Genomic DNA, 24,508 nt, shown 5'->3' on the forward strand with positions numbered 1-24,508 from the left:
CGCGATCGGGTAGCCTCGGTATCGCCTTGGACAACCCTTCGCCCCCTTCTGCGAGCGGGTCCCTGCGCAGGCGGCGATCCCGCGCTCGCTTGCCCGAGCGCGCGCTGCGTTGCGTGGCGATCTGCGCGATCGCCGTCGAGGCGCTCTGGTACGGCATCCACGAGGTCCGCGGCTTCGGCCCGGCCCTCGCCGACGGCGTACGCGCCGTGGTCGGCCCTGCGCCTGTCGCGTGGGCCGAGGACGTGGCCTACGGCGTCGCCGATCGGCTGAACCGGACCATCTACCGCCACGCGGCCCCGAAGACCTTCTGGGAGCCCCCGCCCGCCGCCGCGGAGGCCGTGAAGAGCGCCGAGGGCCCGGAGGCGGAGACGGTCACGTCGCCCGCCTCTTTCCAGCCGCCCTTCCCCGAGGTCGCGGCCACGGGTGACGGCGTCTGGACGCCGATCGCCGACAGCGCCGCCCGGCCCGGCGAGGCGCAGGTGCTCTGGAAGAGCGTCGTGCACCCCGACCCGAAGCGCGTGTTCGCGGCCATCGCCGTGGTGGCGATCGATCTCGGGCGCGTCGACCTCCGGCTGGTCGCGGGCACGAAGGAGCCGTTCTCGCCGGACATCCCGGCAGAGCGGCGCCCTGGCCTCGTGCCAGGAGGCCACGCCGCGGAGCTCGTCGCCGCCTTCAACGGGGGCTTCAAGGCGATGCATGGCCACTACGGGATGATGCTCGACGGCGACACGTTCCTGCCGCCGCGCGACAGGGCGTGCACGATCGCGCTCTACCGCAGCGGCGCGGTGCGGATCCGAACCTGGCCCGAGCTGCGCGACGGCGAGGCCCGCATGGCCGCGTACCGGCAGACGCCGCCTTGCCTGGTCGAGCAGGGCGAGCTCCACCATGCGCTGTACGACTCGAACCGGGACTGGGGCGCGACGGTGAGCGGCGAGACGGTGATCCGGCGCTCGGCGCTCGGCGTCGACGCGACGGGCAAGCTGCTCTTCTACGGGCTCGGCGAGGCCGTCACGGCCCGCAGCCTCGCCCGCGGGATGAAGGCCGCGGGCGCGCACGACGTGGCGGAGCTCGACGTCAACCACGCCTACCCGCGCTTCCTCCTCTACGCTCGCGGCGCGGACGGCGCGGGTCCGCGCGCCAGCTCGGCGCTGATCCCGGACGTGCAGTTCAAGCCCGAGGAGTACGTCGCGGAGCCGGCGCAGCGCGACTTCTTCTACCTGCGACGCCGTCGGCCGTCGGCGCCGCTCGGGATCGCCGATCCGGCGCCCGAAAGCGACGTCCTCGAGCGCGGCGGGCGGTGACCACCGGCCCTCGCCGCGCCCGGAAGAGCGCGCGTCGCTAACGGCGATCGAGCAGGTCGCGCAGGCGCTGCGCGAGGGTCTCGGGGGTGAACGGCTTCTGCAGCAGCGCGAGCTCGCGATCGGGCTCGGCGCCCGCGAGGACGTCCTCGGCGTAGCCGGAGATGTACAGCACGCGGGCGCGCGGGTGGATCGCGACGGCGCGCTCGGCGAGCTCGCGGCCGTTCATGCCCGGCATCACGAGATCGGTGAGCAGGAGATCCACCGCGTCTTCCCCCTCCCGCGCGAGCATCGCCAGCGCCTCCTCACCGCTCGCGGCCGAGAGCACGCCGTAGCCGCGCCGCTCGAGCACATCGACGATGAGCTTGCGGACGGCGTCGTCGTCCTCGACGACGAGCACCGTCTCGTCGCCGCCTGCGGGCGACGGCCGCGCGCGGGCGGGCGCCACCTCGGCGCGCTCCTCGACGCGCGGGAGGTAGACGCGGAACGTCGTGCCGCGCCCGAGCTCGCTCTCGACCTCGATGAGCCCGCCGCTCTGGCTCACGATCCCGTACACCGTGGCGAGGCCCAGCCCCGTGCCCTTGCCTCGCGCCTTCGTCGTGAAGAACGGCTCGAACAGGTGCGAGAGCGTGTCGTGATCCATCCCGTTGCCGCTGTCGGTCACCGAGAGCACGACGTAGGGGGGGCCTCCAGCGGCGGGCGCGTCGTCGTCGTCCCGCTCCGCTGGCGCGAAGGACCTCGCCGCTGGGCTCTCGCCAGGCTCGCCCAGGGAGGTCTCGACGACGAGCTTGCCGCCCCTCGGCATCGCGTCGCGCGCGTTCACGACGAGGTTCAGGACGACCTGCTCCAGCTGGCTCTTGTCGACCTTGATCGAGCCGAGATCCCGGCCGACGTTCGTCTGCAGGTCGATGTCCTCGCCGATGAGGCGCTGCAGCATCGTCTGCATGTCGAGCACCACCGCGTTGATGTCGAGCACCTCGCGCTGCAGCGCCTTGCGGCGGCTCATCGCGAGGAGCTGCCGCGTGAGCGCCGCGGCGCGCTCCCCGGCCTTCGTGACCTGGAGGGCGTCGCGCCGCAGCGCGCTGTCGGGCCCGAGGCGGCGGATGAGGAGCTCGCCGTAGCCGAGCATCACCATGAGCATGTTGTTGAAGTCATGCGCGATGCCGCCGGCCAGCCGGCCGAGCGCCTCCATCTTCTGCGACTCGCGCGAGCGCTCCTCGCGCTGCCGGAGCGCCTCCTCGGTGCGCCGCCGCTCGGTGATGTCGCGGACGAGGACGAGGACGTGCCCCTCGAGGAACGGCATCACCCGCGCCTCGACGTGCCGCTCTCCGCCGGCGCTCGCGACGGCGTGCTCGAGCGCGACCACGGCGCCCGCCTCGTGAGCCTCCTGGCTCGCGCGATCGAGCCGCTCCCCGAGCTCCAGGGGGAGCACCTCGGTCATGCGCTTGCCCGACAGCGCCTCTGCCGCGACGTGGAGCTCGGAGAGCCGCGGCTGGTTGTAGTCGACGATCTGCAGCTCGGCGTCGAGGCGGAAGCAGAGATCGGGGATGGCGTGAAATAGCGCGCGGAGCTCGCCCGCGGCGCGCGCGCCCTCCCGCTCGGCGCGCCACCGCTCGATGCTCTGCCCGATCTGGCTGCCCACGGACGCAAGAACGCGGAGCAGCTGCTCGTCGCCGCGGTGCGGGGCGCGGCTCCTCAGCTCGATCACCCCGGCGACGCGGGGGCCGCACGGGATCGGGACGGCGCACGCCGCGCGCTCCCAGCCCGGCGCGCGCGCGGCATGCTCGTCGACGACGCCGCCCACGCTGGCGCGGAACACCGGCGCGCCGCGCCGGAAGGCCTCGCCGACGAGATCGGACTCGGCGGCGAGGGTCGGCCCCTGGCGGAGCACCTCCGCGAGCGCCTCGCGATCGCCGTGCGCCGCCGACCGGGCCTCGACGCAGCGGAGCGCGCTCGCTCTCGCCGCGGACCGCGGCGCGTCGCCCGCGGCGCTCGGCTCCGGCTCCGCGAGCCAGAGCGCGGCGACGTCCCAGCCGAGGTGGTCGATCAGCGCGGCGAGCACGCGCGGAGCAGCCTCCGCGAGCGAGGCCGCCTCGCACAGCGCGCTCGTCGTCGCGAGGTGCGCGGCCAGCCGGGCCTCGGCCTGATGGACCTCGGCCAGGCCGCCTGGCGCTGCACCGGCGTGGACCTGTCCCTCGGGATCGAGATCGTCGTGTGGCACGTGAAGCCGCGGAGCCCCCATGCGCTCAGCCGCCGGTCTTCTCTGCGGCGCCGCTCTCGAGGTGGACCGTCCAGCAGACGGCGCCGGAGGCCGGCTCACCGCCGGGCGGCCCCACGCTGATCTCCGCGCGGGCCGGCCCGACGGCCCGGACATAGAGCCGCTGTCCGACGGCGCCGCGCCCGAGCGCGCAGACCGCGCGGCGCACGCGCGGATCGTCCGCCGCGACCTCCCCCTCGTCGTCGGCGGCCATGAACAGGAGCTCGACCTCGGGCTTCAAGCAAGCGCCGACCTCCCGCCAGACGTCGTAGTCGACGGACGGATCCAGGACGTCGGCGAGCTGCCCGTGGCGGGCGCGCCCGACGCGGTAGCGGAACGCGTCGCGCTTCTCCGCGCGGAGCGTGGCCCCGATCCGATCGAACCGGAGCGACAGCGCGCCGAGCGCGGCCGCCATCTTCACGGTGGGCGCGCCCAGGTTGGCCTTGTCCGGCTCCTTGAAGCGGTGCACCTGCACGCCCGCCGGCAACACGCCGGCGAGCAGCTCCGCGAAGCGCTGGTTCATCCCGAGGCGCCCGCCGAGCAGGATCCTGAGCCCCTGGTAAGGATCCGGCTCGCGCCCGATCTTCGCCACCGCGCCCTCGAGGTGCCGGCGGACCACCTCGACCCCGTCCCGGAACCACGCGTCGATCGCGCCGCCCAGCTCGCCGCGATCGATCGAGAGCGGCACGACGACCGGCGCCCCGTCGAGCCCGACCAGCGAGAGCCGATCCGCGACCGGCGCGCTCGGCCCCCCCTCGAGGAGAGGCCGCAGCAGCTCCTTGAGCGCCCACGCATTGGCGCGCCCATCGGGGGACGGAGCGAGCAGATCTTCCGCGCCGTCGATCGGCTCCTCCTCGGGCGGGCGCTCGAAGGGGATCCGGCGATCGCGCATCGCGGCCTGGCTGGACGAGTACACCCTGTAGGCGATCCGGTGGAGGAGCCGCTCGCCCCCGAGCCAGGGGATCGCCGTGGGCTCGAGGTACTCGACCATCCGCTCCAGCCCCTGGGCGGCCTCGTGCGCCTTCGCGCTCCGCAGGATGCCGAAGGCGAGCCCCGCCTCGCTGGCCCCGGCGTCGATGACGCAGAACGGGACGCCGCCGTCCCGCGGCTGGATCCCGAACATGCGGAACGCCTGGACCGCATAGGCGATCGCGGACGGCCCCCCGTCGACGACCTGCAGGCCGTCGAGGTCGTGGTACTCGCAGAGGCCCGCGGGCAGGCTCCGGAACATGCCGCGGCGGAAGGCGACGAGCACGCTCTCGCGGCGCTCGGGCGACCAGCCCGTCGGCATCGTGATCGCGTAGCGCGTGGAGAGCCCCCGCGAGCGCTGGTTCAGGTGCAGGCCGACGTAGTACGCGTAGAGCTCTAGCGGATCGAACGGGTCGTGCGCGCCGATCCCTTCCTCGTCGATGATGGGCGGCGCCGGCTTCTTCAGCGCCTCCGTCGTGTCGGGGTCGCTCCTGCCCCGGAGGCGGAACGGCTCGCCGCGCTCGGTCCGCTCGCGCAGGAGCGGGAGGGCCGGCAGGGAGGCCGCGGCGCGCTCGTGGACGTCGGCGCCCGGCCGGAGGCGCATGTCGCGCGCTGCGTGCCCGACGAGCACGTCGCCCCAGCGCGTCATGGGCAGGATCACCCGATCGCGCCAGGCCTTCGTCGTCCGGGCCAGCGCCTCGAACGCCACCTCGCTCGGGTTCTCGTTGTCGGCAGACACCCGGAGCGGCGCGTCGGCGCCGATCCGGACGAACTCGGCGCCCCCGCGCTCGCCCCGGACGGCGACGACCGTCGACGCCGCGCCGACGTCCACGGCGACCCAGTCGGCGCGCACGTCGAGCCGCGGATCGCGCCGCTTCACCTCGGGCGGGATCGGGTCCTTGTCGGTCTTTCCAGTGCGGCGGTGCAGCCCGACCACGCGGCCCTGTCGGAGGATGGCGATGGACGTCGCGCCGAGGAAGCGCGCGCCGGTCCAGAAGCCCTGCGCGGGATCGACCAGCGTCGTCCCCTTCACCGGATCGAGGTTCGCCACGACCTTCGGGAAGAAGTCCGCGATGTGCTCCGACGAGGCCACTCCGTCGTAGCGCTCGACCTTGATCGGCGGCGAGTAGTAGTTCTGGAGCCCTTCACCGTAGATGCGCGGACTGACCTGGATCAGCTTCAGATAGGGGATCGGGCAAGCCTGCTCGTCCAGGCGGAACTCCTGGTAGAGCGCGGTCGGGGCGACCGTGTTCTCCATCTCGGGCGCGATGCGAGGCACGCTCGCGCTCATCTCGGTGCCGAAGTACATGAACTTCGTGCCGGCGCCCCCGGTGAAGGCGGCAATCCTGACCTCGTTGAACGTCGCCTGCCCGACGATGAGCGGCGGTAACGCGATCACGTAATCGAGCACCAGCGTCGTGAGCCAAGGTTGGTCGAAGAGGCGCGATTCCCAGCGCATGACGAGCGTCGGGAACGCGCGGCCCTCGAGGGAGACGATCTTCTCCGCCTCGCGAACCAGCGCACCATCGACGGACAGCTCGTAAACCGGCATACGTGGGCGACGTTATCACGAAGATCCCCTGCGCCGGCCCGGGGATCGCGGGAGCGGGGCGTTCGTTGTCCGGCGCTCAGGCGCTCAGGCGCTCAGGCGCTCAGGCGCTCAGGCGCTCGGGCGGCCGCGCGCCCACGCCATCGATCCTCGTGTGGGGCGTCCACGCCGCACGGCGGCCGGTGAAGGCGACGCCCGTCGTCGCCCTGCGAGGGCGTAGGCCGGCCTCGGGCGACCGTGCTAGCCTGGCGGCGTGATTTGCTTCTCCGGACCGGGAACGCTGTCATGAATCCGTTGGTCGGCGAGATCATCGACGGCAAGTACCGGATCGTCCGGCTGCTCGGCCAGGGGGGCATGGGCGCGGTCTTCGAGGGCGAGAACGTGCGCATCCGGCGCCGCGTCGCCATCAAGCTGCTGCACGCGAACATCTCGAGCCAGGCCGAGTCCGTCGCGCGCTTCGAGCGCGAAGCCCAGGCCGCGGCGCGCATCGGCTCCGATCACATCTGCGAGGTGCTCGACCTCGGCGTGCTGCCGGACGGCACGCGGTACATGGTCATGGAGTACCTCGAGGGAGAGACCCTCGGGGCCAAGATCGAGCGGATGGGGCGGCTCGGGCCCGAGGTCACCGTGCCGATCATGGTGCAGGTGCTCGAGGCGCTCGGCGCCGCGCACGCCGCGGGGATCATCCACCGCGATCTCAAGCCCGACAACATCTTCGTCATCCCGTCGAAGGCCGGCCTCAGCAACTTCGTGAAGGTGCTCGATTTCGGCGTCTCGAAGTTCTCGCCGCTCGCCGGCGCGGAGATGAGCATGACGCGCACGGGCGCGGTGGTCGGGACGCCGTACTACATGTCGCCCGAGCAGGCGCGCGGCTCCAGCCCCGTGGATCAGCGGACCGACATCTACGCCATGGGCGTTCTGCTCTTTCAGGCGACGACCGGTCAGGTGCCGTTCGATGCGGCGACCTTCAACGAGCTGCTCTTCAAGATCGTGCTCGAGCCGGCCCCCCTGCCCCAGCAGCTCGTGCCCGACCTCGACGCCGAGTTCTCCGGCATCATCCAGAAGGCGATGGCGCGCGAGCCGGGGGGCCGCTTCCAGAGCTGCGCGGAGTTCAAGAACGCGCTCCTCGCCTGGGCCGCAGCGCGGCCCAGCCTGGCCTTGCTGACCACGGGACGGACGTCCTTCCCCCGGCTGTCGCTGCCGTCCCAGCCCGAGACGGCCACCCCTCCGCCCACCCGCACCGAGCCGCCGTGGGGTGGCCAGAATGCGCCGGCCGTGCCCGGCATGGGCCAGACGCCGCAGCTGACCGCGAACTCGTGGGGCGCCTCGTCAGGGGTCACGGGCCGCTCGACGCGCCCGCCGTCCAGGATGCCGCTCCTCGCCGCGATCGCCGGGGCGGCCAGCTTGTTCGGCGCGGGCGTCGCCGTCTGGCTCGCCTTCGGACACAGCGGGACGACGGGCGCGGCGACCGCGGATCCGAGCGCGGTCAGCGCGACCGCCATCCCGGCGCCCTCGCCCCCTCCGCCCGCGCCGCCGACCGCCCCGCCGTCCGAGCCGATCGTCACCGCGAGCGCCACGGCCGCAGGGCCCGCTCCGCCCGTCACCGCCGAGCCCGTCGCGGCGCCGACGGCCTCCTCGGCCCAGGTGAAGCCGCTCCCGCCGCGCCCACAGCCTCCTCAGACGAAGCCGTTGCCCGTCACGAAGCCGCCGCAGACGACGCCGTCGACGAAGCCGAGCACGTCGCCCCAGAAGCCGCAAAAGCCGGGGGTGCCGGGCGACTTCGGCTACTGACACCGGCGCCACGCAGAGCGCTCGGATCAGAACGCGCCGCGCACCCCGAGCCCGGTCGGCGTTACGTAGGGGGCGATCCAGGCGGAGCTCGAGGGCTCCGGCTTGGACGTCAGCTCCAGTACGAGCAGCGTCACGCCGCCGGCGAGCAGCACGCCGCCCCCGACGAGACCGGCCACACCGATCGTCTGCTGTGACGCAGCATCGGCGTCGAGCGATTTGATCTGGGCCTGGATCGCCGGGCCGCACTCCGCGCCGGCAATGCTCTGCGATTCGCACCCACGCGCGGCGCTGAGATCGTTCGCTTCTTTCTGCGTCCCGCTGCTCTTGGCCAGGAACACCGAGCCCACCACGACACCGCCGAGCCCGAGCGCCGTGGCCGCGATGCCTCCGCCCAGCATCACCGCGTTCATCTTTCGCTCCGGGGTGCCAGGCGGGGCGACAGGGGGGACCTCGGTCTGCCCACCGCCCCAGGTGCCCTGCCCTTCGACCGAGCCTCCCGGCGGGGGGACCACGGCCGGGCCTTCCGGGACCGGGATCTTCAGCTCCTTCCGCTCGCCGTCGCCGATGGTCACCCCCTGCTCGATCGGCGCGAGGCCCGGCGGAACCACGACGACCACGTGATTCCCCGGATCGATCGGGCGATGCACGCCGAGCAGCGCGTCCGCGACCGGCTGGCCGTCCAGCTTCACGCCGATCTTCCGGCCGGCGGAGCCCTCCAGCGCGATGCGCAGCGACGCGATCCTGGGCTCGATCGCGGCGAGCTCCTCCCTCGCGTCCTGCTGCGCCCTCTTGAAGGGAGACGGCGCGGTGGGCGGGAGCTCCTCACGGACGATCCTCAGGTAGGTCTCCTTCGCAGCGACGAGCCGACCGAGGCGCACCTGTGCGCGCGCCATCAGCAGGAGGTGCGTCGGAGCGTGCACGAGCGCCTCGGCGCGACCCAACAGATCGATCGCCTCCTCGAAGCGGCCGGACGTGAACGCTTCGGCGCCCTGCGTGGCCAGCGACCGGGCCGCTGCTCTGTCCTGGTCCGACTGCGCAAGTGCCTCGCCTGTCGGGAGCAGCAGGAACAGCGCCGCAGCGAACGGAACGCATCGTCTCAAGAGCACTCAGGCCTCCTCGCGCGCCACGCTATCACACGCCGTCGACAACGGAACAAATCAGCCCTCGCGGCGCCGCTGCCCGGGCGGAGGCGGGGTTTTCCCGGGCGAAATGCGCGCGGCGTGCGGGCCGCTCGGAGCCGCGCCGCGAGCGCCGGCGCTGGGCGCCCGCGGCGCGGCCGCGCCCGACGCTCCGTGTCGCGGCTGCTGTGAACCGTCCGCACAGCGCGATGGCACCCATTCTGCTGCGTGGAACGCGCCATGGATTGCCTCCGCGCCTCCGCGCCCCTCGACGCGGGACTCCCGTCCTCGGAGCGATTCCTCAGGGGACGCCTTCTCGGGGGGCGGTACCTCGTCGAGCAGATGATCGGCGCCGGCGCGATGGGGCGCGTCTACCGCGCGCGGCACCTCGGGCTCGGGCGCGCGTGCGCGGTGAAGGTCATCCACGAGCGCGTCGCCGCGCCGCGCGTGGGCGGAAGAGCGAGCCACCGCGTCTGCACGACGCGCGTCGCCGCGTCACCGCGCGGAGATGGCGCCGTCCACCGAGGCTCGAGCGGCGTGAGCGAGAGGTCGCGCTCCGACGAGCGGTCGCGCTCCGGCGGCGTCCGCGCCGGAGACGCGGTGCTGAGGTTCCATGTCGAAGCGCTGGCGGCGAGCCGGCTCGATCACCCGAACATCGTGCGCGTCCTCGACTTCGGCTGCGAGCCGGTGAGTCTACACGGCGCGCTCGGCGCGAGCGCTGACGGACACGAGGCGACCCCGCCCAGCCTGTGGTACCTGGTCACCGAGCACCTCGACGGCGAGGACCTCATCGACCTCCTGAACGCCGCGCCGATCCTGCCCCCGGAGCGCATCGTCTCGATCATGCGCCAGCTGTGCTCCGCGCTGCAGCACGCGCACGACGCGGGCGTCATCCACCGGGACGTCAAGCCCGAGAACATCCGCCTGGTGCCCCGCATCGACGACGACGGGGCGCCGTTCGAGCAGGTGAAGCTCCTCGACTTCGGGACGGCAAAGCTGCTCCACGACGACCGCTCCGGCGCGTTCGGCGGCTCGCCCCTGCTCCCCGCGCCCGACGAGGACGGCGGCAGGCTCGTCATCGGAACCCCCGCCTACATGAGCCCGGAGCAAGCCGCAGGGCAGCGTGTCGACGCGCGGAGCGACGTCTACGCGTGCGGCGTGCTGCTCTTCGAGATGGCAACGGGGCGGCTCCCCTTCGAGCGCCCGACGCCCGTCGCGCTCGCCGCCGCGCACGTCGAGTCCCCGCCGCCCCGACCGAGCGCGCTCCATCCGGCGTTCGATCCGGATCTGGAGGCGCTGATCCTCCAGTGCCTGCGCAAAAATCCAGAGGATCGCCCGCAGAGCGCGCGCGCGCTGCGCGAGGCGCTCGGGCACATCGCGCTTCGCCGGGCGCGCTCCGCCGCCGACGAGCACGCCGCGCTCAGCCGCTCTCCGCGCCCCTCGGAGAGCGCGCGCCCAGCGACGGCGTCCTCGTCGCGCAGGAGGTCCTCCGCGGAGGACGCCGCCACGGCGCGCTCCGCGGGAGCCTCGACATGGGTGGGCTATCGCTCGCCGTCTCTGCCGGAGAGCGCGCACCTCGATCGGCCCTGCTCTCCGCCGACCACGCGGCGAGACGACTCGTCCGCTCCGACGTGGGTCGGCCATCGCTCCACGCCTTGCCCCCCGGCTGCGCTCGTCGAGGCGGCCTCACCCCCGGCGCCGGATGGCGCGCCGCCGGCGGACGCGGCACCCCCGCCCGCCGAGGCGTCGCCTCCCGCGCACGCTCCGGCCAGCGCCCAGCGCACTCCGGCGCTCGAGCCGCTCTTCTTGCTTCGAGCGCACCGATCCAGCGGATCGCGGAGCCTGGTCGCGCTGCGCCGACGCCGGCGCGGGCGTCTCGCTCCGGTCGTGATCGGCACCGTCGCTGCCACGGTGCTCGGCGGATCGCTGTGCCTGCTCTTCAACGCTGCAAGCGCCGCGCTCGCCACGCTCACCTCGCCATCGCCAGAGCGCGACGGCGAGGCGCCCCCGACCGCCGAGGGGCGCGCATGGCCGGCGCGCGCCCCGGAGCCGGACCCCACGTGCCCTGCGAGACCGCCACGGTGAACGCCCCAGCCGGGCCGCACGCCGGATCCGCGGCGCTGCTCGTGTGCGCGCGGTGCGGGCGCGGGTACGCAGCGGGACACGGCGGGCCAACGGGCCCGGGCGACGCGCCAGCGCCTGCCCACGCGACGCCCGGATCGAGCTCGGAGCGATCGAGGAACGACAACAAGCAGACCGACGGCGAGGGCTGAGGCGCGCGCGGTGCGAACGAAGCGCGCACCCCGCGCCCCGAGCGCGCCGAGCGCGCCACGATCCTCGATCTCGCGCGCGCCGCTGCGCGCCGATGTACAGCCGATGCCCAGCGCAGCGCGCCCGATGGCGACGCAGTTCACGCTGGCCACCGGGTCTCCGCTTCATGGCGGTGCGAACGGAGCTCACCGCGCGCGGCACGTCGTCTGCAGACGCTGAGCCGGACGAAACGCTGGACGCTGGCCTCCACGTCGACGCGGGAGGACGGGCCTCGGCGTCACGCGGTGTCGAGAGGAGCGAACCATGTCCGTGCTGTTGTGGATCCTGTTTGGCCTCATCGTCGGCGTCATCGCCAAGCTGCTGACCCCTGGCCGCGACCCGGCTGGCTTCGTGGTCACAGCGCTGCTGGGCGTGGCCGGCTCCTTGCTCGGCGGCTTCGTCGGCCGGGCGCTGGGGCTCTATCCGTCGTATCAGTCGAGCGGCGGCTTCTTCACGTCGATCCTGGGCGCCATCGTCATCCTCGCCATCTACAACGCGACGATCGGCCGGCGAGCGACGAGGCCCTGAGCGCTCCCGCCATCGACGGGCTCGCCCCGCCGCGAGGCAGAGAGCTGCCCGAGCAGCGCGGCGGCAGGCACCACGCGGGCCGGCGCGGCGCGCCGATCCAGGCGGAAATCGAGCGCGACGTCCGGCGGCAGCGGCCGGATGGCGCCCGCGCCAAAGCAGCGGTGATAGACGAGATCGCCCGGCCCCGCGCCCCGCCCGCCGAGCTGGTGGCTCCACCACCGCGAGTAGACGGTAGGGCGTTCGGGATCGATCGAGAGCAGATCCGGGCGCTCGAGCTGCACCTCGCCGTGATCATCGCGGTCCGCTGCGCCGTGCTTGGCGGTGAGCCGCCCCCCCTCGCCAACGCTGTAGACGATCCTGAACCCCTCGACATCGCCCTTGCCGTAGACGGCGCGCTGGACTCCCGGAGCGAAGAGCAGCGCGTGCGTGTAGACGAGGTCCACCGCGAGCGCGGGCAGCACGGTCCAGGTCAGCCAGTTGTTGCCCCACGGCCGTTCCTCCGAGAAGAACGCGTAATAACCGACGGAGACCTCGCCGTGCTCTCCCACCGAGCTGCGGTAGTACAGGACGTCGCCGAGCTCGCCCGCGCTCGCGACCGTCGATCCGACACAGATCGGCTGCCGCTCGATGGCCGCGCCGAGCTCCGTCGGCTCCGCCGGCGCACCGGCGACCGGGCACGGCAGCGCGCTCCTGCTTGTGAAGCTCGCGAGGAGGGGGACAGCCAGCGCAGCGATCGGGAGGGAACGGCTCAGGAGATTCCGGACGGGCATCAGGCCGGACAAGGCTAGCGAGCCCGTCGCTATCCGCGCCAACACCAACGGCCGTTCGCGTTCGACGCCTCACGACCGCGGCGCCGAATGGAGATCTCCCAGGTCTCGCGGCTCTCCGCGCCGCGGCGCCGGCGCTGGAGCGCTCGTCAGTCGCGGGGCGCGCCGCGGCTCGCCGGCGCAACGCCGCCGTCGAACGCGCCGATCGCCCTGCCGGCGAGCGCCCCTGCGGCGAAGGTCACCGCCGCGATCACGAGCCAGGGCAGGAGGCGAACGCGCCTCAGCGGGCGCGCGTCCCTCCAGTCCGGCGTGACGGCGCTCCTGGCCTCGCTGCGCTCGCTCCCTTCTTCCTGCGCAGAGGGGCGTGCGTCTGTCCCGCGCAGCGTTGGCGTCACCTCGCCGCGATCGTCCCCGGAGCGGCCCGCGGCGATCCGCCGCGCGCCCGTGCGCCCGCGAGACCCGGCGGATCTCCGACAGCCCCGCACGAGCAGCGACCGGTGCCGATCGCGCCCGCTCGCGACCTCGCGCACGAGCGCGGCGATCTCCTGACCCGCGAGCAGCCCGCGTTCGCTCGAGCTCGGCTCGTCGCCGCCGCTCGGCGCTCGGCGCAACGAGGCGAGCACCTCGGCGAGCGCCTCTTCCATCTGCGCCGCGGTCTCGAAGCGGCCCTCGGGATCGCGCGCGAGCGCGCGCCGGATCGCCTCCTCGAGCAGCGCCGGGCACGCGGGGCGGAGCGGCGCGATCGCCGGCACCTCGCCGGAGAGCACCGCGCCCATCGTCGCGCCGTCGTCCTTGCGGTGGAAGAGGCGACGCGCCGTCAGCAGCTCGAAGAGGATCACGCCGACCGCGAAGAGATCGGCCCGCGCGTCGACCCTCTGCCCGCGCAGCTGCTCGGGCGCCACATAGCCGAGCTTTCCCTTCACCGTGCCGCCGTCGCTCGACGGGGCCGCGTCGTCGGACGAGCACGGGGAGCCGAAGGGGCCGGCCTCCTCCATGCCGCTCATCCCCGTCATCTGCGCGACGCCGAAGTCGATGAGCTTGATCTCCCCCTCGAGCGAGAGGAGCACGTTCTGCGGGCTCACGTCGCGGTGCACGAGGCCGACGAGCTTCCCGCCGTCGTCGCGGAGCCCGTGCGCGTGCCCGAGCGCCCGCAGCACGCCCAGGCCGATCTCGATGGCCGCCTCGAGCGGGAACGGCCGCCCCTCCGCGAAGAGAGAGCGCGCGGCGGCGGCCAGATCGCAGCCCGGGACGTACTCGATCACGAGGTGATGGCGTCCTTCGTGAACGACGAAGTCGTGGAACCGGATCACGTTGGGGTGCTGGAGCCGGGCGCTGATCCAGGCCTCCCAGAGGAACATCCGCACGATCGACGGATCTCGCCTCGCCTCGGGGCGAAGACGCTTCACGACGACGGGGTGGGCGATACCTGCCGGCCCGCGCCGGCACGCGAGGAACAGCTCCGCCATGCCGCCTGCCGACAGGCGCGCGAGCAACGCATAGCCGCCGTCGCCCATGGGCAGGTCCATCTCTCGATAGCTCCACGGCAGCCCTGCCGCGCCCCCCTCGCTTCGCGCCGGCATCCCGAACGCGCGAAGAGAGGACGGCCGCCGCGCCATCCACTGCCGGAGTCGCCCCACCCCGGCCAGCCCCCGGACTTGCCCGCGCCGCCACATCGCGCCTTCGCTATTCACGCTGCATGCCACGGAAAGTGCCGCGGCAGCGTCACCTCCGAGCCATGGGCATCGCGCGGTTCTGCGTGGATCCCGCCGGATGAGAGCGCATGTCGGCAGCCGCAGAGACCCACGGCGAGCGCTGCTCCCGGCGGAAAATGCGGAAAACTCGATGGCCCCGTGTTCCACACAGCGGCGCATAAGAGCGCGCAGCGCCGGGCCCGCCCGCGATGGAACGCAGGTCAAGCCACGGTGGCGGGTGAGGCGCGGACGCGGCGCGCGAGCAGCGCGCGCAGCTCGCGGAAGGAGACGACGCGCAACGCGAGGAGGAGGACGGCGTAGACGGCGACGCCGACCGCGATCGACGCCCACATGCCGGCGAGGACGCGGGCGACGTAGGCCGCGGTGACCATGACCGCCGTCGCGGCAAGGACCGCGAGGATGCGGCCGAGCTCCACGACGTGGGCCCAGCGCGCGGAGATGCCCCACGACGCGATCAGCGCGCCGGCGCTCACGGCCAGCGTCGCGTACGCGGCGCCCATGGCGCGGTAGCGCGGCAAGAGGAGCAGGTTCAGCGCGACGTCGGCGACGAGCGCCAGCGCGAGCAGCTTCACCATCGCGACCTCGCGCTTCGCCGCGAGCAGCGGCAGCGTCACGACCTGGAACGCGAACATCACGGGGACGCCGCACGCGAGGATCCGGAGGACGTCGGCCGCCGGGGCGTAGTCGCCCGCCCCTCCGTAGACGAGCTGGATGACGTCCGGCGCGAGCAGGAAGATGCCGGCGGCGACGGGCAGCCCGAAGAGCGCAGCGACGAGCATGCAACCGCCGTAGAGGCGCCCGAACGCGTCGCGATCCTGGGCGTAGAGGCGCATGCCCGCCGCGAAGGCGACGCCGAGCAGGACGTCGGGGAGCATCCTGAAGTTCTCGCTCAGCACCAAGGCGGCGCTGTAGACCCCGACGGCTTCCTCGTCGCAGAGGGCGCGGAGCATGACGCGGTCGATCTGGAGCAGCGCGCTCGAGAGCGCCCCGAGCGCGCCGATCGGCAGGCTGCGCTTCGCGATCTGCCAGAGCTCGGCGGGCGGCGTCGTGAGCTCGGGCCGGTAGAGGCGGGCGCGGAGATAGTGCGAGGTGATGGCGAGCTCCAGCACGTTGCCGAGCAGGAACGCCACGGCCGCGGCGACGACGCCGAAGCCGAGCGCGAGCAAGGCCGCCGAGAGCGCGATGACGAACAGCCGCGCGCCGAGCTCCGCGTACAGGATGTACTGGAACCGCTCGTGGGCCTCGAACGAGAGCCACATGGTCGAGTAGAGCAGCGTCGCCAGCTGGGAAGCCGCGGCGAGCACGATGAGCTGCGCGCCGAGCCCCGAGCGCGTCGCCAGCACGACGGCCACGGTCGCGCCGAGCACCACCGTCCCGGTCACGCCCCGGATGGCGAGCGCTGCGCCGAGGTGACGCGGCCCGAGCTCGGGCTTCACGGCGACCTCCCGGGCCAGGTATCCCCTCACCCCGACGCCGGCGGCGATCGTGACGATCCCCGCGATCGCGAGCGACGCCTGGAACTCCCCCCAGGCGGCGACCCCCACCTTCCGCGCGAGATAGCCGACGAACACGACGCCAAGGACGGCCATGATCGCCTGCTTCAGGAGCATCAGCGCCGCGTTCAGCGCGATGCGCCGGCCATCCTTCATGAACACCTCCCGGTGTCCCCATGCTGTCGGGCACCGCCGTCCGCGCAGCGGGACCGGCCCCGATTCGAGCGTCGTGCGCCCCCAGAGCGCGTCCGTCTCGCGCAGCGAACGCTGCCCGGTGGCGCGAGCGCAGGCGCTCGCTCAGCGAGCGCCGTAGCCCGAGCTCAGCGCGACGTGCCGTCCGAGATGCCGCTCGAGCACGAAGCGCCATTTGAAAAGGCGCTCCAACGCGAGACGTCCCTCAACCTCGAAGCACCCGAGGTGCAGGAGGATCGCCAGCGCAAAAAGGGGGTCGGCGATCCTCGGAGCGGGACACGGGATTCGAACCCGCGACCCTCAGCTTGGGAAGCTGATGCTCTACCAACTGAGCTAGTCCCGCGCGAGGTGGAGGAAGCTTCTACCGAATCCGGGGCCGCTTCGCAACCCCTTCATTTCGTTTTCGATCCCGACGTCTTCACGTCTTCGCGTCTTCACGTCTCCGCCCGGTTCGACCGGTTCGACCGGAGGCGGGACTCGGCGCCCTCTCCAAGCCGCGCCGCTACCGGCCCAGCCGCGCCGCCACCGGCCCAGCCGCGCCGCTACCGGCGCGCGCGGAGCGCCGGCGCGCCGAGCGTCTCGCCCGGCAGCGGCGAGCGCGCGCGGATGGCGCTGTCGCAGTCGCTGGTCGCCGCCGCGATCGCGCTGGAGATCTCGTTCGTGCCCGCGTCCGGCGGGATCCAGGGCAGCTGGTGCAGGATGGGCCTGTCCGGCGGCAGCCAGCGCAGGCTCCGCGTGACGAGCACGACCGGGTGGTTGCTGTCCACGAGCTCGCTCGCGAGGCGCGCGCCGCCGAGCGGGGCCGGCGGAAGATCCAGGCAGACGAGGCACGCGTCGAACCGTTCGGTCGCCGACGCGAGCAGGGCGTCGTCGATCGACGAGGCGTCCACGATCTCGACGTTCGTCAGCGCCCCCTCGATCGCGCGGGCGAGTGCGTCGCAGGTCGCGGCGCGGGCGTCGTGCGCAAGCAGGATCCTGAAGCCGCGCACAGAGCGCGGCCCAGGCCGGCGGGCCTCGACGACCTGCAACCTGCCCGAGGGCGGCGTCTCGCGCTCACGAGGTGCACGTCGAACGGTCATGGACTCCCCTTCCTCAGCTACACCAAGGCAACCGTGTCCCAGGCTAACACCCCTTGAGCTCAAACTGACCAACCTTTATATGAGGGCGCGCTTCTTTCCTCGTCGCCGGTTCTCGGTTCTCGTTCGTTCTCGTTCGTCTCGGTTCTCGTTCGTCGGTTCTCGTTCGTCTCGGTTCTCGGTTCGCAGCCGCGGCGCCCGCAAGCACGCCGCGACGCGGCATGCCAGCAAGGTCTACGGAAACATCTACGAAGGACGGTCACGCATGAGTCGGTTTCTCATCTCCACTCCTTGCGAGTGCCAGGCAAGCCTGTCAGCCACCCTGGACGAGCACCGGCACGTCACCGCCGGGTGGGCCACCCGGAGTCCCCGCGGCCGGTCGGCCGCCGGTGAAGCCGACAAGGAGCTCGCGCCGGCGCACAGCATCAACGCTCACCTCGACCGGTTCGACGTGGCGTGGTTGTGCCCCTACTGCGGGCGCAACACGCTCCGCACCTTCGATGCGGGCGCCATGAGGCGGCTGCCTGCGGCGAGCGCACCACCGCCTGCGGCAGGGCTCGTTCCTCCCGGCACCACCTCCTCGCCGTGAGGCCCCCGATGCGCCGCGACCTCCTCGGTCCGCGCGTCGAGCAGATCCATCCGCCGCGCGCCTGAGCCTGGGCAGGCGCCGTGCGGTCGCGGCCGCACCGCCCCGCGCGGCGCTGCTGCGCAGCATCTCCCGCGCAAGCACGAGCGTCCGGGCGCGACCGCTTCATGGCCCCTCAACCCGCCGCGCTCCGGGCCCATTCCAACCCTGTCGACGATCAGCGCCGGCGCGCTCCGGAGCGCGCCGCTGTCCCGCTCAGCTGCCTTTTCCCGCCTGCGACGTGCCCATTGTGCCGAAGACCCAGTCCCAGAGCGGCGACGACACGCCCCACCGGGCATTTTCTCCCGTGTGGTGATGGACCATGTGATGGCGCTTGATCCACTTCCCCCAGCGCGAGCTCATCCGGAAGTGATGAATGGCATAGTGCGTACCGTCGTACGCCAGGTATCCGAGGCCGAAGCCGATGAACAGCGGATCCGCCGGAACAGGGCCAAAGACGACGCGAAACAGCGTGTAGAACACGATGCCGAGGGGGATGCTCGCGCCGAGCGGCATCACCAGCCGGTCGGCATCTTGCGGGAAATCATGGTGCACCCCGTGGAGAACGAAATGCATCCGGCGCTGCCATAGGCGCGGCCCGACGTAGTGAAACACGTATCGGTGCAGGACATACTCGGCGAGCGTCCATAGAAACAGGCCGACCAGCACGAGCCCGAGCCCGGTCAGGAGGCCGACACCATGCCGGGCGGCGCGCACGCCCAGATAGCCGTAGACCGGCAGCCAGAAGACGAACGGCGTGATCGGATGGATCCGCGAAAACCGCTCGATGAGCGGCGTCTCGAACATTTGGCATGTCGCTGGACGCGCGGTGCGCTCGGTGGAGGTGACGGTCATCGTGCACCCCTGGTACCGCATTTATCCATTGTCGGCCAGCGGTAGGCCGGCGCCCAACGGCCCGCTGGACACCGGGAAATGACCATGATCCCGTCACGGCAGGCGCTCGCCGGCGCGATCCTTCCGTGGCGGCGACGCGTTCGCGTCGGCCCGGCGTCCGCCGCGAGCCCCGCGGCGCGCCCGGCCCGGGGCAGGCGCGCGCGATCAGCTCGCGAAGGACGCCTCGTAGAGATGGCGGAGATCGTCGCGCGAGCAGGGGCGCGGGTTGCTCGTGTGGCACGCGTCTTGGGCGGCGAGGTCGGCCAGCGCGTCGAGCTTGTCGCGGGGGACGCCTGCCTTCTCGAGGCCGGCCGCGAGCCCGATCCGGGCGCGCAGGGCGCGGATGGCGTCGGCGCACGCGGCGGCGTCCTCGGGAGCGCCGAGCAGGGCCGCGACGCGCGCCAGGCGCGGCGCGGCCGCGACGACGTTGAACTCGACGACCGGCGGGAGGCAGAGGGCGTTCGCGAGGCCGTGGTGCAGGCCGCACTCGCTCGAGAGCGGGTGCGCGAGCGAGTGGCACGCGCCGAGCCCCTTCTGGAACGCGACCGCGCCCATCATCGCCGCCTTCATCATGCCGCCCCGCGCCTCTAGATCGTCGCCGTGCGTGACCGCCCGCGAGAGGTGCACGGCGGCGAGGCGGATCCCCTCGAGCGCGATGCCGTCGGCCATTGGGTGATCGCCCTTCGCGACGTACGCCTCGATACAGTGGGTGAGCGCGTCGAAGCCCGTCGCCGCCGTGAGGAACGCCGGCATCGACCGCGTCATCACCGGATCGAGCAGCGCGGCGTTCGCGAGCAGGTGCGGCGAGAAGATCACCGTCTTCCGGTGGTTCACGTCGAGCGTCACGACGCCCGAGCGGCCGACCTCGCTGCCGGTCCCGGCCGTCGTGGGGATCGCGAGCATCGGCGGGACGTCGGGCGTGATGAAGCGATCGCCGCCCGTGGCGTCGTCGTAGTCGACGAGCGGCCGATCGTGGTTCACGCCGAGGCGCACGAGCTTGCCGACGTCGAGCGGCGAGCCGCCCCCGAGGGCGACGACGAGATCGGCGCGGGCCGCGCGGAACGCGGCGACGCCGTCGTGCACGTTCTTCTCGATGGGGTTGCCGAGCACGTCGTCGAAGACGGCCACCTCGAGGCCCTCCTTCCGCAGCGAAGCGGCGACGGGCTCGAGCAGCCCCGAGCGGACGACGCCCTTGTCCGTGACGACGAGCGCCCTCGCCGCGCCGAGCCGGCGCGCCTCGGCGCCTGTCTGCTCGACGACGCCGGCGCCGAAGAGAATGCGTGTGGGAAAGCTCCAAACCGTGAACTGGCTCATGATCACACCGCCTCGAAGTAACGCTTCAGCTCCCAATCCGTGACCGCGCGCTCGTACTGCCGCACCTCCCAGTCGCGCGTCAGGACATAGTGTTCGACGAATCTCTCGCCGAGGATCTCGCGGGCCATCTTGCTACCCGCGAGCATCCGGGTCGCGTCGGAGAGCGTACGGGGCAGCGACAGGCGCGAGGACTCGGCGGACGACGCGTCCCCGGCGGCCTGCGTCGGCGGCTCGACGCCGTTCTCGATGCCGTAGAGCCCCGCGCCGAGGCACGCGGCCATGGCGGTGTACGGGTTGATGTCCGCCGCCGTCTGCCGGTACTCGACGCGCGCGCCGGGCGTGCCGAGGCCGATGAGGCGGATCGCGGCCGTGCGGTTCTCGACGCCCCAGCTGGCGGTGAGCGGGGCCCAGACGCCGGGCACGTACCGCTTGTAGGCGTTGATCGTCGGCGAGTAGAGCGCCGTGAGCTCGGGCATCAGAGCGATCTGACCGCCGACGTAGTGGCGCAGCGCCGGAGGGATCCGGTCGGGCGACGACCCGTCCTCGAAGACGTTCCGGCCGTCCTTCCAGAGGCTCTGGTGCAGGTGGCCGCTCGAGCCGGGGAGATCGGCGTTCCACTTCGCCATGAACGTGACCGACAGGCCGTGCTCGTGGGCGATCTGCTTCATGGCGACCTTGAAGAGCGCGGCCTTGTCCGCGGCCCGGAGCACGTCGTCGTAGCGGATCGCCGCCTCGTACACGCCCGGGCCGGTCTCGGTGTGAAGGCCCTCGATCTCGACGTCGAAGGCCTGCATCTGATCGAGGATGGCGGCCATGAGCTTCTTGTTCTGCCCCTCCCGGACCCACGAGTAGCCGAACATGCCGGGGCTGAGCGGCGTCAGGCCGGCGAACCGCTTCTCGTGCAGCGAGCGCGGCGTCTCCTCGAAGAGGAAGAACTCGAACTCGCACGAGAACTTCGCCGAGAACCCCATCCGCTCGCCCTTCGCGATGACGCTCCGGAGGAGCGAGCGCGGGCACGCGGGGTGCGGGCCGCCGCGCTCGTCGCGGAAGTCGGCGAGCATCGCGACGGTCCCCGGCTCCCACGGGATGTCGCGCAGCGTGCTCGGATCCAGGACGGCGTGCGCGTCCGGGTAGCCGGTGTGCCAGCCGGTCACCTTCGCGTTGTCGTAGAGGACGTCGGCGATGTCCCAGCCGAAGATGACGTCGCAGAAGCCGAAGCCGCTCTTGAGCGCGCTCTTCAGCTTCTCGATGGAGACGTACTTCCCGCGGAGGATGCCGTCGATGTCAAAGCCGCCGATCTTGGCGCGGGTGATGCCCCGCGCTTCCAGATCGGAGAGGAGCTTCTCGGAGGTCGAGGCGGTCATGGGCCGCGACGATAGCAGGGGAACGGGGCGACATGGCAAGCGCCCGCGCGAGCCCTCGGACGACGCCCCGCCGTCTGGATGCGCGCGTCCGGCGCGCGCTCACTTCACGCGGACGACCTGGATCGGATAGCGCTCCGCGAGCGGCACGAGCACGCGCTCGACGAGCTCGCGGACGCGCGCGTAGCGCTGGTGGTTCGTCGCGGCCGGATTGCGCTTCGAGTCGACGACGCCGATGCGGATGTCCAGCGTGCGCGCGTCCTCGACGCCCCCCGTCACGAACGCATCCGGGTGCACCTTGTCGAGCTCGACGTTGAGCTCCGTCGCCTCCGGTGCCGCGCCGACGAAGGTGACCTCCAGCGCCTCGCCCAGGCCGTTCAGCACGGCGTTCAGGTTCTCCACCGGGAACGGCTGGCGCGCGAGCCACGCGACGACGGCGCGACGCGCGCCGCGCAGCGCCACGCTGACGGCGAGCGCGACCGAGATCGGCGCGAACACGAGGACCCCGAGCGCGCGCGCGACCTCGGGGCCCGCGTCGCGGCCGAGCGCCCCGAGGAAGACGAGCAGGAAGACGCCGGAGGCGAGCGCCACGAGCGGGGGATCGGTGAGCACGCCCCACCGCGAGGTCGACGCGTTCATCAGCCGCGTGAAGCGGGCCGACACGCTCTGATCGGCGCGCTCGCCCGCGGCGGCGCTCCCGTGCGTCAGATCAGGCATCTCCAGCATCTCCGAGCATGCGCCAGAAGAACAGCCCGACGCCGAACAGGAGCAGCACGCCGGCGACCCAGAACGAGCGCACCGGGCCGAAGCTCAGCGCCTCGCCCGATTGCTTCATGATGAGGTCGGCCACCGTGACCACGCACGCGAACACGATGCAGGCCACGGGCAGCCCGAGCTGCTGGAGGAGCGTCGGCCCGCCGAGCGGCTTCGGGTCCGGCGGGCGCGGCCGCACGTCCGCCGGCGGACGCGCCGTCGGCCGGTACCTGCTCGACGGCATGTCCGACAGCGCGCGCACCGCGGCCGGCACGACCGACGTCGTGCGCGGCGCCACGCTGAGCGCCATCTCCAGCGGCGGCGTGCTCTCGATCATCCCGCCCCCGCGCGCGAGCATGCTCGGCGGGGCGCTCTCCATCCCGCCGCCGCGCGGGAGCGCGCCCACGGGCGTCGCCTCCGCGAAGCCGCCGCGGCCTCGCGCGCTCGTCGGCACGCTCTCCGGGACGAGCGCGCCCATGCCTCTGCCCCGCGCGCTCTGCGGCGCCTCGGGGAGGTCCATCTCGAGACCGGCCGAATCCGAGGGCGGCGGCGGGCGCACGCTGCTCGCAGGGCCGTCCCGGCGCCCTCCCCTCGGCGAGCGCATCGAGGCCGGAGCCACGTCGAGATCGAGCTCGAGCGACCCGGCGTCGCTGGGCGTGTCGAGCCACACGTGCGCGGCGCGCTTGACCTGCGGAGCTGCACGCATCGACGACGACGGAGGCGGCGGAACGGAGTACGCGTCGTCCTGCGCGGAGGTCCGCCCGAAGGTGGCCGGGAGCCCCATCGCCGCCTCCAGCTCCGTCCAGAAGGCCTCGATGTCGCGCGTGCGGTCGCGCGGGCTCACCGCGAGCGCGCGCTCGAACACCGCGTCGACCTCCGGCGGGATGTTGGCGCCCTCGGCCCGGGGCGTGGGCCGGCGCGTCACGTCGAGCGCCGTCCCCATCATCGCCTGCGCCTCGCCATCGATCACCTGCCGCCCTACGAGCGCCTCGACCATGGTGAGCGCGAGACCCCAGACGTCGGTCCAAGTTCCCGCCTGCCCGAACCGCTTCGGCGCCCACTGCTCCGGGGCGCCGTACGCCGGGGAGAACGCGTTCAGCGGGTCGCCGTTCGTCACCCGTCCGACGGCCTGCTCGGCCAGCGTCTTCGCCTGCGCGATGCCGTAGTCGAGGATCTTGAGCCGCTCCGTCCCCTCCTGCGTCGTGATGAAGATGTTCTCGGGTTTGAGGTCGCGGTGGATGATCGACACCGTGCCGTTCGGGCTCGGGAAGCGGTGCGCACGCGCGATCGCCTGCGCGATGGGGCGCATCATCTTCATCAGCCTGTGGAGCGGGATCGGCGGCTCTCCCTTGAGCCTCCGTCGATCGATGACCTTGTCGAGCGACTCGCCCTCCAGCCACTCGAGGGCCAGGAAGGGGACGAACTCCCCTCGCTTCAGGTGCAGCACGTCGACGTGGAGCGGGCGGACGACCTCCGGGATCGAGGCCGAGAGCCGGAAGAGCAGCTGGGCCTCCTCGCGGAACTTCTCGAGGAAGAGCTGCCGCTCGCGCGGGGTCTTCGCCTCGGACACCTTCAGGCATTTCAAGGCGACAGGCGCGCGGAAGCCGGCGTGGAGCGCGCGGTACACCACGCCGAACCCTCCCTCCGCGACCACCTGCTCGACGTGGAAATTACCCGCCTGCGTGGTCCCGACGATGCCGAAGACGTCGTCCGCCATGCTCCCTGAGCCATAGCGCACGGCGCCGCTGGACCGAAGGGTGAAACCGAATTTTCCTGTTCGATCGTCCCAGGTCCACCGGGTTATCAGAGGCGCCGGGGTGACCAGATGGGCGTAGAGGACGGAGAAGGGAGCGAGGTCGACCGTTCAACGTGACCGCACGTGGCCGCAAGGCGGCCGCGCGGGAGGCGACGGCTCAGCTCCGGAGGTGCGAGGAGGCGTCGCGGTGGGCCCGGTCCTCCTCCTGGAGGATCGAGAACACAAGCCCGGCGCCGATGATCGGCAAGAGCCAGACGAGCTGCGCTTGCCAGACCTTCTGCTTGGGCTCGTAGACGCGGCTCCGGAAGACGCGCACGGTGACGTAGACCTGGAAAGCAAGGACCGCCGCGAGCGCGGCGCCGACGAGGATATCGAAGAGCGTCATGGGTGGGCCGCGGACAGCCTAGCCATGAAGGGCCTCCCCGCAAGGCAGCGGCGTCCGCCGTAGCGTTTTCGTCCCCGGCGGGCACGGAGCCGACGCACCGGCGGACGGGGGCGACTTGCCGCATTCCAGCTCGCTCCGATCGCCCCCCGGTGGCGCTCGATAGTAAGATGCCTTACTTCGCTCGCCGCCGCGGGGCACCGCGCCGTGTTCCAGCTCGCTCCGATCGCCTCCAGTGGCACATCCTGCCTCCGCTGCGACCCGCGGCCCGCTCCTTCTGAGCGTATCCAGACAACGGGCCAGGAACCTCGATGCTCTCGCGAAGGATGGGATACCGATCGATCTCGTCTGCTCCACGAGTGA

At 72.5% G+C, this 24,508-nt stretch carries 18 protein-coding genes and 1 tRNA gene; 5 read left to right on the forward strand and 14 right to left on the reverse strand.

From position 1 onward, the window contains the following. Nucleotides 1-113: 113 nt before the first annotated feature. A complete protein-coding gene (locus WMF12_RS20945; RefSeq protein ID WP_437873279.1) occupies nucleotides 114-1,301 on the forward strand; it encodes a phosphodiester glycosidase family protein in 1,188 nt (395 codons plus the stop codon). A gap of 37 nt (nucleotides 1,302-1,338) precedes the next feature. Here WMF12_RS20945 and WMF12_RS20950 read toward each other — a convergent pair whose 3' ends face one another. Together WMF12_RS20950 and WMF12_RS20955 are read right to left on the reverse strand one after the other, a co-directional pair. Beyond that, entirely contained in the window at nucleotides 1,339-3,519 is a 2,181-nt protein-coding gene (locus tag WMF12_RS20950) for an ATP-binding protein (RefSeq protein ID WP_437873280.1), read from the reverse strand. A gap of 25 nt (nucleotides 3,520-3,544) precedes the next feature. After that, complete coding sequence (locus tag WMF12_RS20955; RefSeq protein ID WP_437873281.1) at nucleotides 3,545-6,076, reverse strand: hypothetical protein; 2,532 nt, start codon at nucleotides 6,074-6,076, stop codon at nucleotides 3,545-3,547. A 282-nt stretch (nucleotides 6,077-6,358) separates the two neighbouring features. On the opposite strand from WMF12_RS20955, the gene WMF12_RS20960 reads away from it, so the two are divergent. Next, nucleotides 6,359-7,864 carry a protein kinase domain-containing protein gene (locus WMF12_RS20960; protein ID WP_437873282.1) on the forward strand — a complete coding sequence of 502 codons (1,506 nt, stop codon included), beginning with the start codon at nucleotides 6,359-6,361 and terminating at the stop codon, nucleotides 7,862-7,864. Between the two features lie 26 nt (nucleotides 7,865-7,890). Here WMF12_RS20960 and WMF12_RS20965 read toward each other — a convergent pair whose 3' ends face one another. Then, entirely contained in the window at nucleotides 7,891-8,970 is a 1,080-nt protein-coding gene (locus WMF12_RS20965; RefSeq protein ID WP_437873283.1) for a tetratricopeptide repeat protein, read from the reverse strand. A gap of 252 nt (nucleotides 8,971-9,222) precedes the next feature. Between WMF12_RS20965 and WMF12_RS20970 the strand changes: the two genes are divergently transcribed. Both WMF12_RS20970 and WMF12_RS20975 read left to right on the forward strand, forming a co-directional pair. After that, nucleotides 9,223-11,067 (forward strand): serine/threonine-protein kinase, encoded by a 1,845-nt coding sequence (locus WMF12_RS20970; RefSeq protein ID WP_437873284.1) that lies wholly within the window; start codon nucleotides 9,223-9,225, stop codon nucleotides 11,065-11,067. 489 nt (nucleotides 11,068-11,556) lie between these two features. Next, the gene (locus WMF12_RS20975; RefSeq protein WP_437747391.1) at nucleotides 11,557-11,820 is read left to right on the forward strand and encodes a GlsB/YeaQ/YmgE family stress response membrane protein; all 264 of its coding nucleotides are present in this window, start codon (nucleotides 11,557-11,559) and stop codon (nucleotides 11,818-11,820) included. Here the strand turns inward: WMF12_RS20975 and WMF12_RS20980 are convergent. The 5 genes from WMF12_RS20980 to WMF12_RS21000 all read right to left on the reverse strand — a co-directional run bounded on the left by WMF12_RS20980 (nucleotide 11,781) and on the right by WMF12_RS21000 (nucleotide 17,063). Continuing rightward, nucleotides 11,781-12,590: a hypothetical protein gene (locus WMF12_RS20980; RefSeq protein ID WP_437873285.1), complete on the reverse strand. Its 810-nt coding sequence runs from the start codon at nucleotides 12,588-12,590 to the stop codon at nucleotides 11,781-11,783. The two genes, WMF12_RS20975 and WMF12_RS20980, sit on opposite strands and share 40 nt — an antisense overlap. Before the next feature lie 146 nt (nucleotides 12,591-12,736). Next, nucleotides 12,737-14,167, reverse strand: a complete 1,431-nt coding sequence (locus tag WMF12_RS20985) for a serine/threonine-protein kinase (protein ID WP_437873286.1) — start codon at nucleotides 14,165-14,167, stop codon at nucleotides 12,737-12,739. Between the two features lie 332 nt (nucleotides 14,168-14,499). Next, nucleotides 14,500-15,948 carry a flippase gene (locus WMF12_RS20990; protein WP_437873287.1) on the reverse strand — a complete coding sequence of 483 codons (1,449 nt, stop codon included), beginning with the start codon at nucleotides 15,946-15,948 and terminating at the stop codon, nucleotides 14,500-14,502. A gap of 306 nt (nucleotides 15,949-16,254) precedes the next feature. Further along, a tRNA-Gly gene (locus tag WMF12_RS20995) sits at nucleotides 16,255-16,327 on the reverse strand. Between the two features lie 199 nt (nucleotides 16,328-16,526). After that, nucleotides 16,527-17,063, reverse strand: coding sequence for a hypothetical protein (locus WMF12_RS21000; protein WP_437873288.1), 537 nt, complete (start codon nucleotides 17,061-17,063; stop codon nucleotides 16,527-16,529). A 262-nt stretch (nucleotides 17,064-17,325) separates the two neighbouring features. On the opposite strand from WMF12_RS21000, the gene WMF12_RS21005 reads away from it, so the two are divergent. After that, complete coding sequence (locus tag WMF12_RS21005; protein ID WP_437873289.1) at nucleotides 17,326-17,649, forward strand: hypothetical protein; 324 nt, start codon at nucleotides 17,326-17,328, stop codon at nucleotides 17,647-17,649. Between the two features lie 252 nt (nucleotides 17,650-17,901). Here WMF12_RS21005 and WMF12_RS21010 read toward each other — a convergent pair whose 3' ends face one another. The 6 genes from WMF12_RS21010 to WMF12_RS21035 form a co-directional block, all read right to left on the reverse strand. Further along, the gene (locus tag WMF12_RS21010) at nucleotides 17,902-18,540 is read right to left on the reverse strand and encodes a sterol desaturase family protein (RefSeq protein ID WP_437873290.1); all 639 of its coding nucleotides are present in this window, start codon (nucleotides 18,538-18,540) and stop codon (nucleotides 17,902-17,904) included. Between the two features lie 204 nt (nucleotides 18,541-18,744). Beyond that, a complete protein-coding gene (locus WMF12_RS21015; protein WP_437873291.1) occupies nucleotides 18,745-19,899 on the reverse strand; it encodes an iron-containing alcohol dehydrogenase in 1,155 nt (384 codons plus the stop codon). Then, nucleotides 19,896-21,257, reverse strand: a complete 1,362-nt coding sequence (locus WMF12_RS21020) for a glutamine synthetase family protein (RefSeq protein ID WP_437747399.1) — start codon at nucleotides 21,255-21,257, stop codon at nucleotides 19,896-19,898. The genes WMF12_RS21015 and WMF12_RS21020 overlap by 4 nt, the downstream gene beginning before the upstream one ends. Before the next feature lie 99 nt (nucleotides 21,258-21,356). Beyond that, nucleotides 21,357-21,971 (reverse strand): hypothetical protein, encoded by a 615-nt coding sequence (locus WMF12_RS21025; RefSeq protein WP_437747400.1) that lies wholly within the window; start codon nucleotides 21,969-21,971, stop codon nucleotides 21,357-21,359. Further along, on the reverse strand, nucleotides 21,964-23,724 hold the full coding sequence (locus WMF12_RS21030; RefSeq protein ID WP_437873292.1) for a serine/threonine protein kinase: 1,761 nt from the start codon (nucleotides 23,722-23,724) through the stop codon (nucleotides 21,964-21,966). The genes WMF12_RS21025 and WMF12_RS21030 overlap by 8 nt, the downstream gene beginning before the upstream one ends. A 196-nt stretch (nucleotides 23,725-23,920) precedes the next feature. Further along, a complete protein-coding gene (locus tag WMF12_RS21035; protein ID WP_437747402.1) occupies nucleotides 23,921-24,148 on the reverse strand; it encodes a hypothetical protein in 228 nt (75 codons plus the stop codon). Nucleotides 24,149-24,508: the final 360 nt, after the last annotated feature.

The organism is Sorangium sp. So ce363 (assembly GCF_051520435.1).
Lineage (GTDB): Bacteria > Myxococcota_A > Polyangia > Polyangiales > Polyangiaceae > Sorangium > Sorangium cellulosum_B.

Bases quoted from the DNA above. Each gene is read 5' to 3' on its own strand.
- WMF12_RS21035 (WP_437747402.1), bottom strand. From the start codon at position 24,148: ATGACGCTCTTCGATATCCTCGTCGGCGCCGCGCTCGCGGCGGTCCTT.
- WMF12_RS21010 (WP_437873290.1), bottom strand. From the start codon at position 18,540: ATGACCGTCACCTCCACCGAGCGCACCGCGCGTCCAGCGACATGCCAA.
- WMF12_RS20970 (WP_437873284.1), top strand. From the start codon at position 9,223: ATGGATTGCCTCCGCGCCTCCGCGCCCCTCGACGCGGGACTCCCGTCC.
- WMF12_RS21025 (WP_437747400.1), bottom strand. From the start codon at position 21,971: ATGCCTGATCTGACGCACGGGAGCGCCGCCGCGGGCGAGCGCGCCGAT.
- WMF12_RS21020 (WP_437747399.1), bottom strand. From the start codon at position 21,257: ATGACCGCCTCGACCTCCGAGAAGCTCCTCTCCGATCTGGAAGCGCGG.
- WMF12_RS21005 (WP_437873289.1), top strand. From the start codon at position 17,326: ATGAGTCGGTTTCTCATCTCCACTCCTTGCGAGTGCCAGGCAAGCCTG.
- WMF12_RS20975 (WP_437747391.1), top strand. From the start codon at position 11,557: ATGTCCGTGCTGTTGTGGATCCTGTTTGGCCTCATCGTCGGCGTCATC.
- WMF12_RS20960 (WP_437873282.1), top strand. From the start codon at position 6,359: ATGAATCCGTTGGTCGGCGAGATCATCGACGGCAAGTACCGGATCGTC.
- WMF12_RS20955 (WP_437873281.1), bottom strand. From the start codon at position 6,076: ATGCCGGTTTACGAGCTGTCCGTCGATGGTGCGCTGGTTCGCGAGGCG.
- WMF12_RS21030 (WP_437873292.1), bottom strand. From the start codon at position 23,724: ATGGCGGACGACGTCTTCGGCATCGTCGGGACCACGCAGGCGGGTAAT.
- WMF12_RS20980 (WP_437873285.1), bottom strand. From the start codon at position 12,590: ATGCCCGTCCGGAATCTCCTGAGCCGTTCCCTCCCGATCGCTGCGCTG.
- WMF12_RS21000 (WP_437873288.1), bottom strand. From the start codon at position 17,063: ATGACCGTTCGACGTGCACCTCGTGAGCGCGAGACGCCGCCCTCGGGC.
- WMF12_RS20985 (WP_437873286.1), bottom strand. From the start codon at position 14,167: ATGCCGGCGCGAAGCGAGGGGGGCGCGGCAGGGCTGCCGTGGAGCTAT.
- WMF12_RS20990 (WP_437873287.1), bottom strand. From the start codon at position 15,948: ATGAAGGATGGCCGGCGCATCGCGCTGAACGCGGCGCTGATGCTCCTG.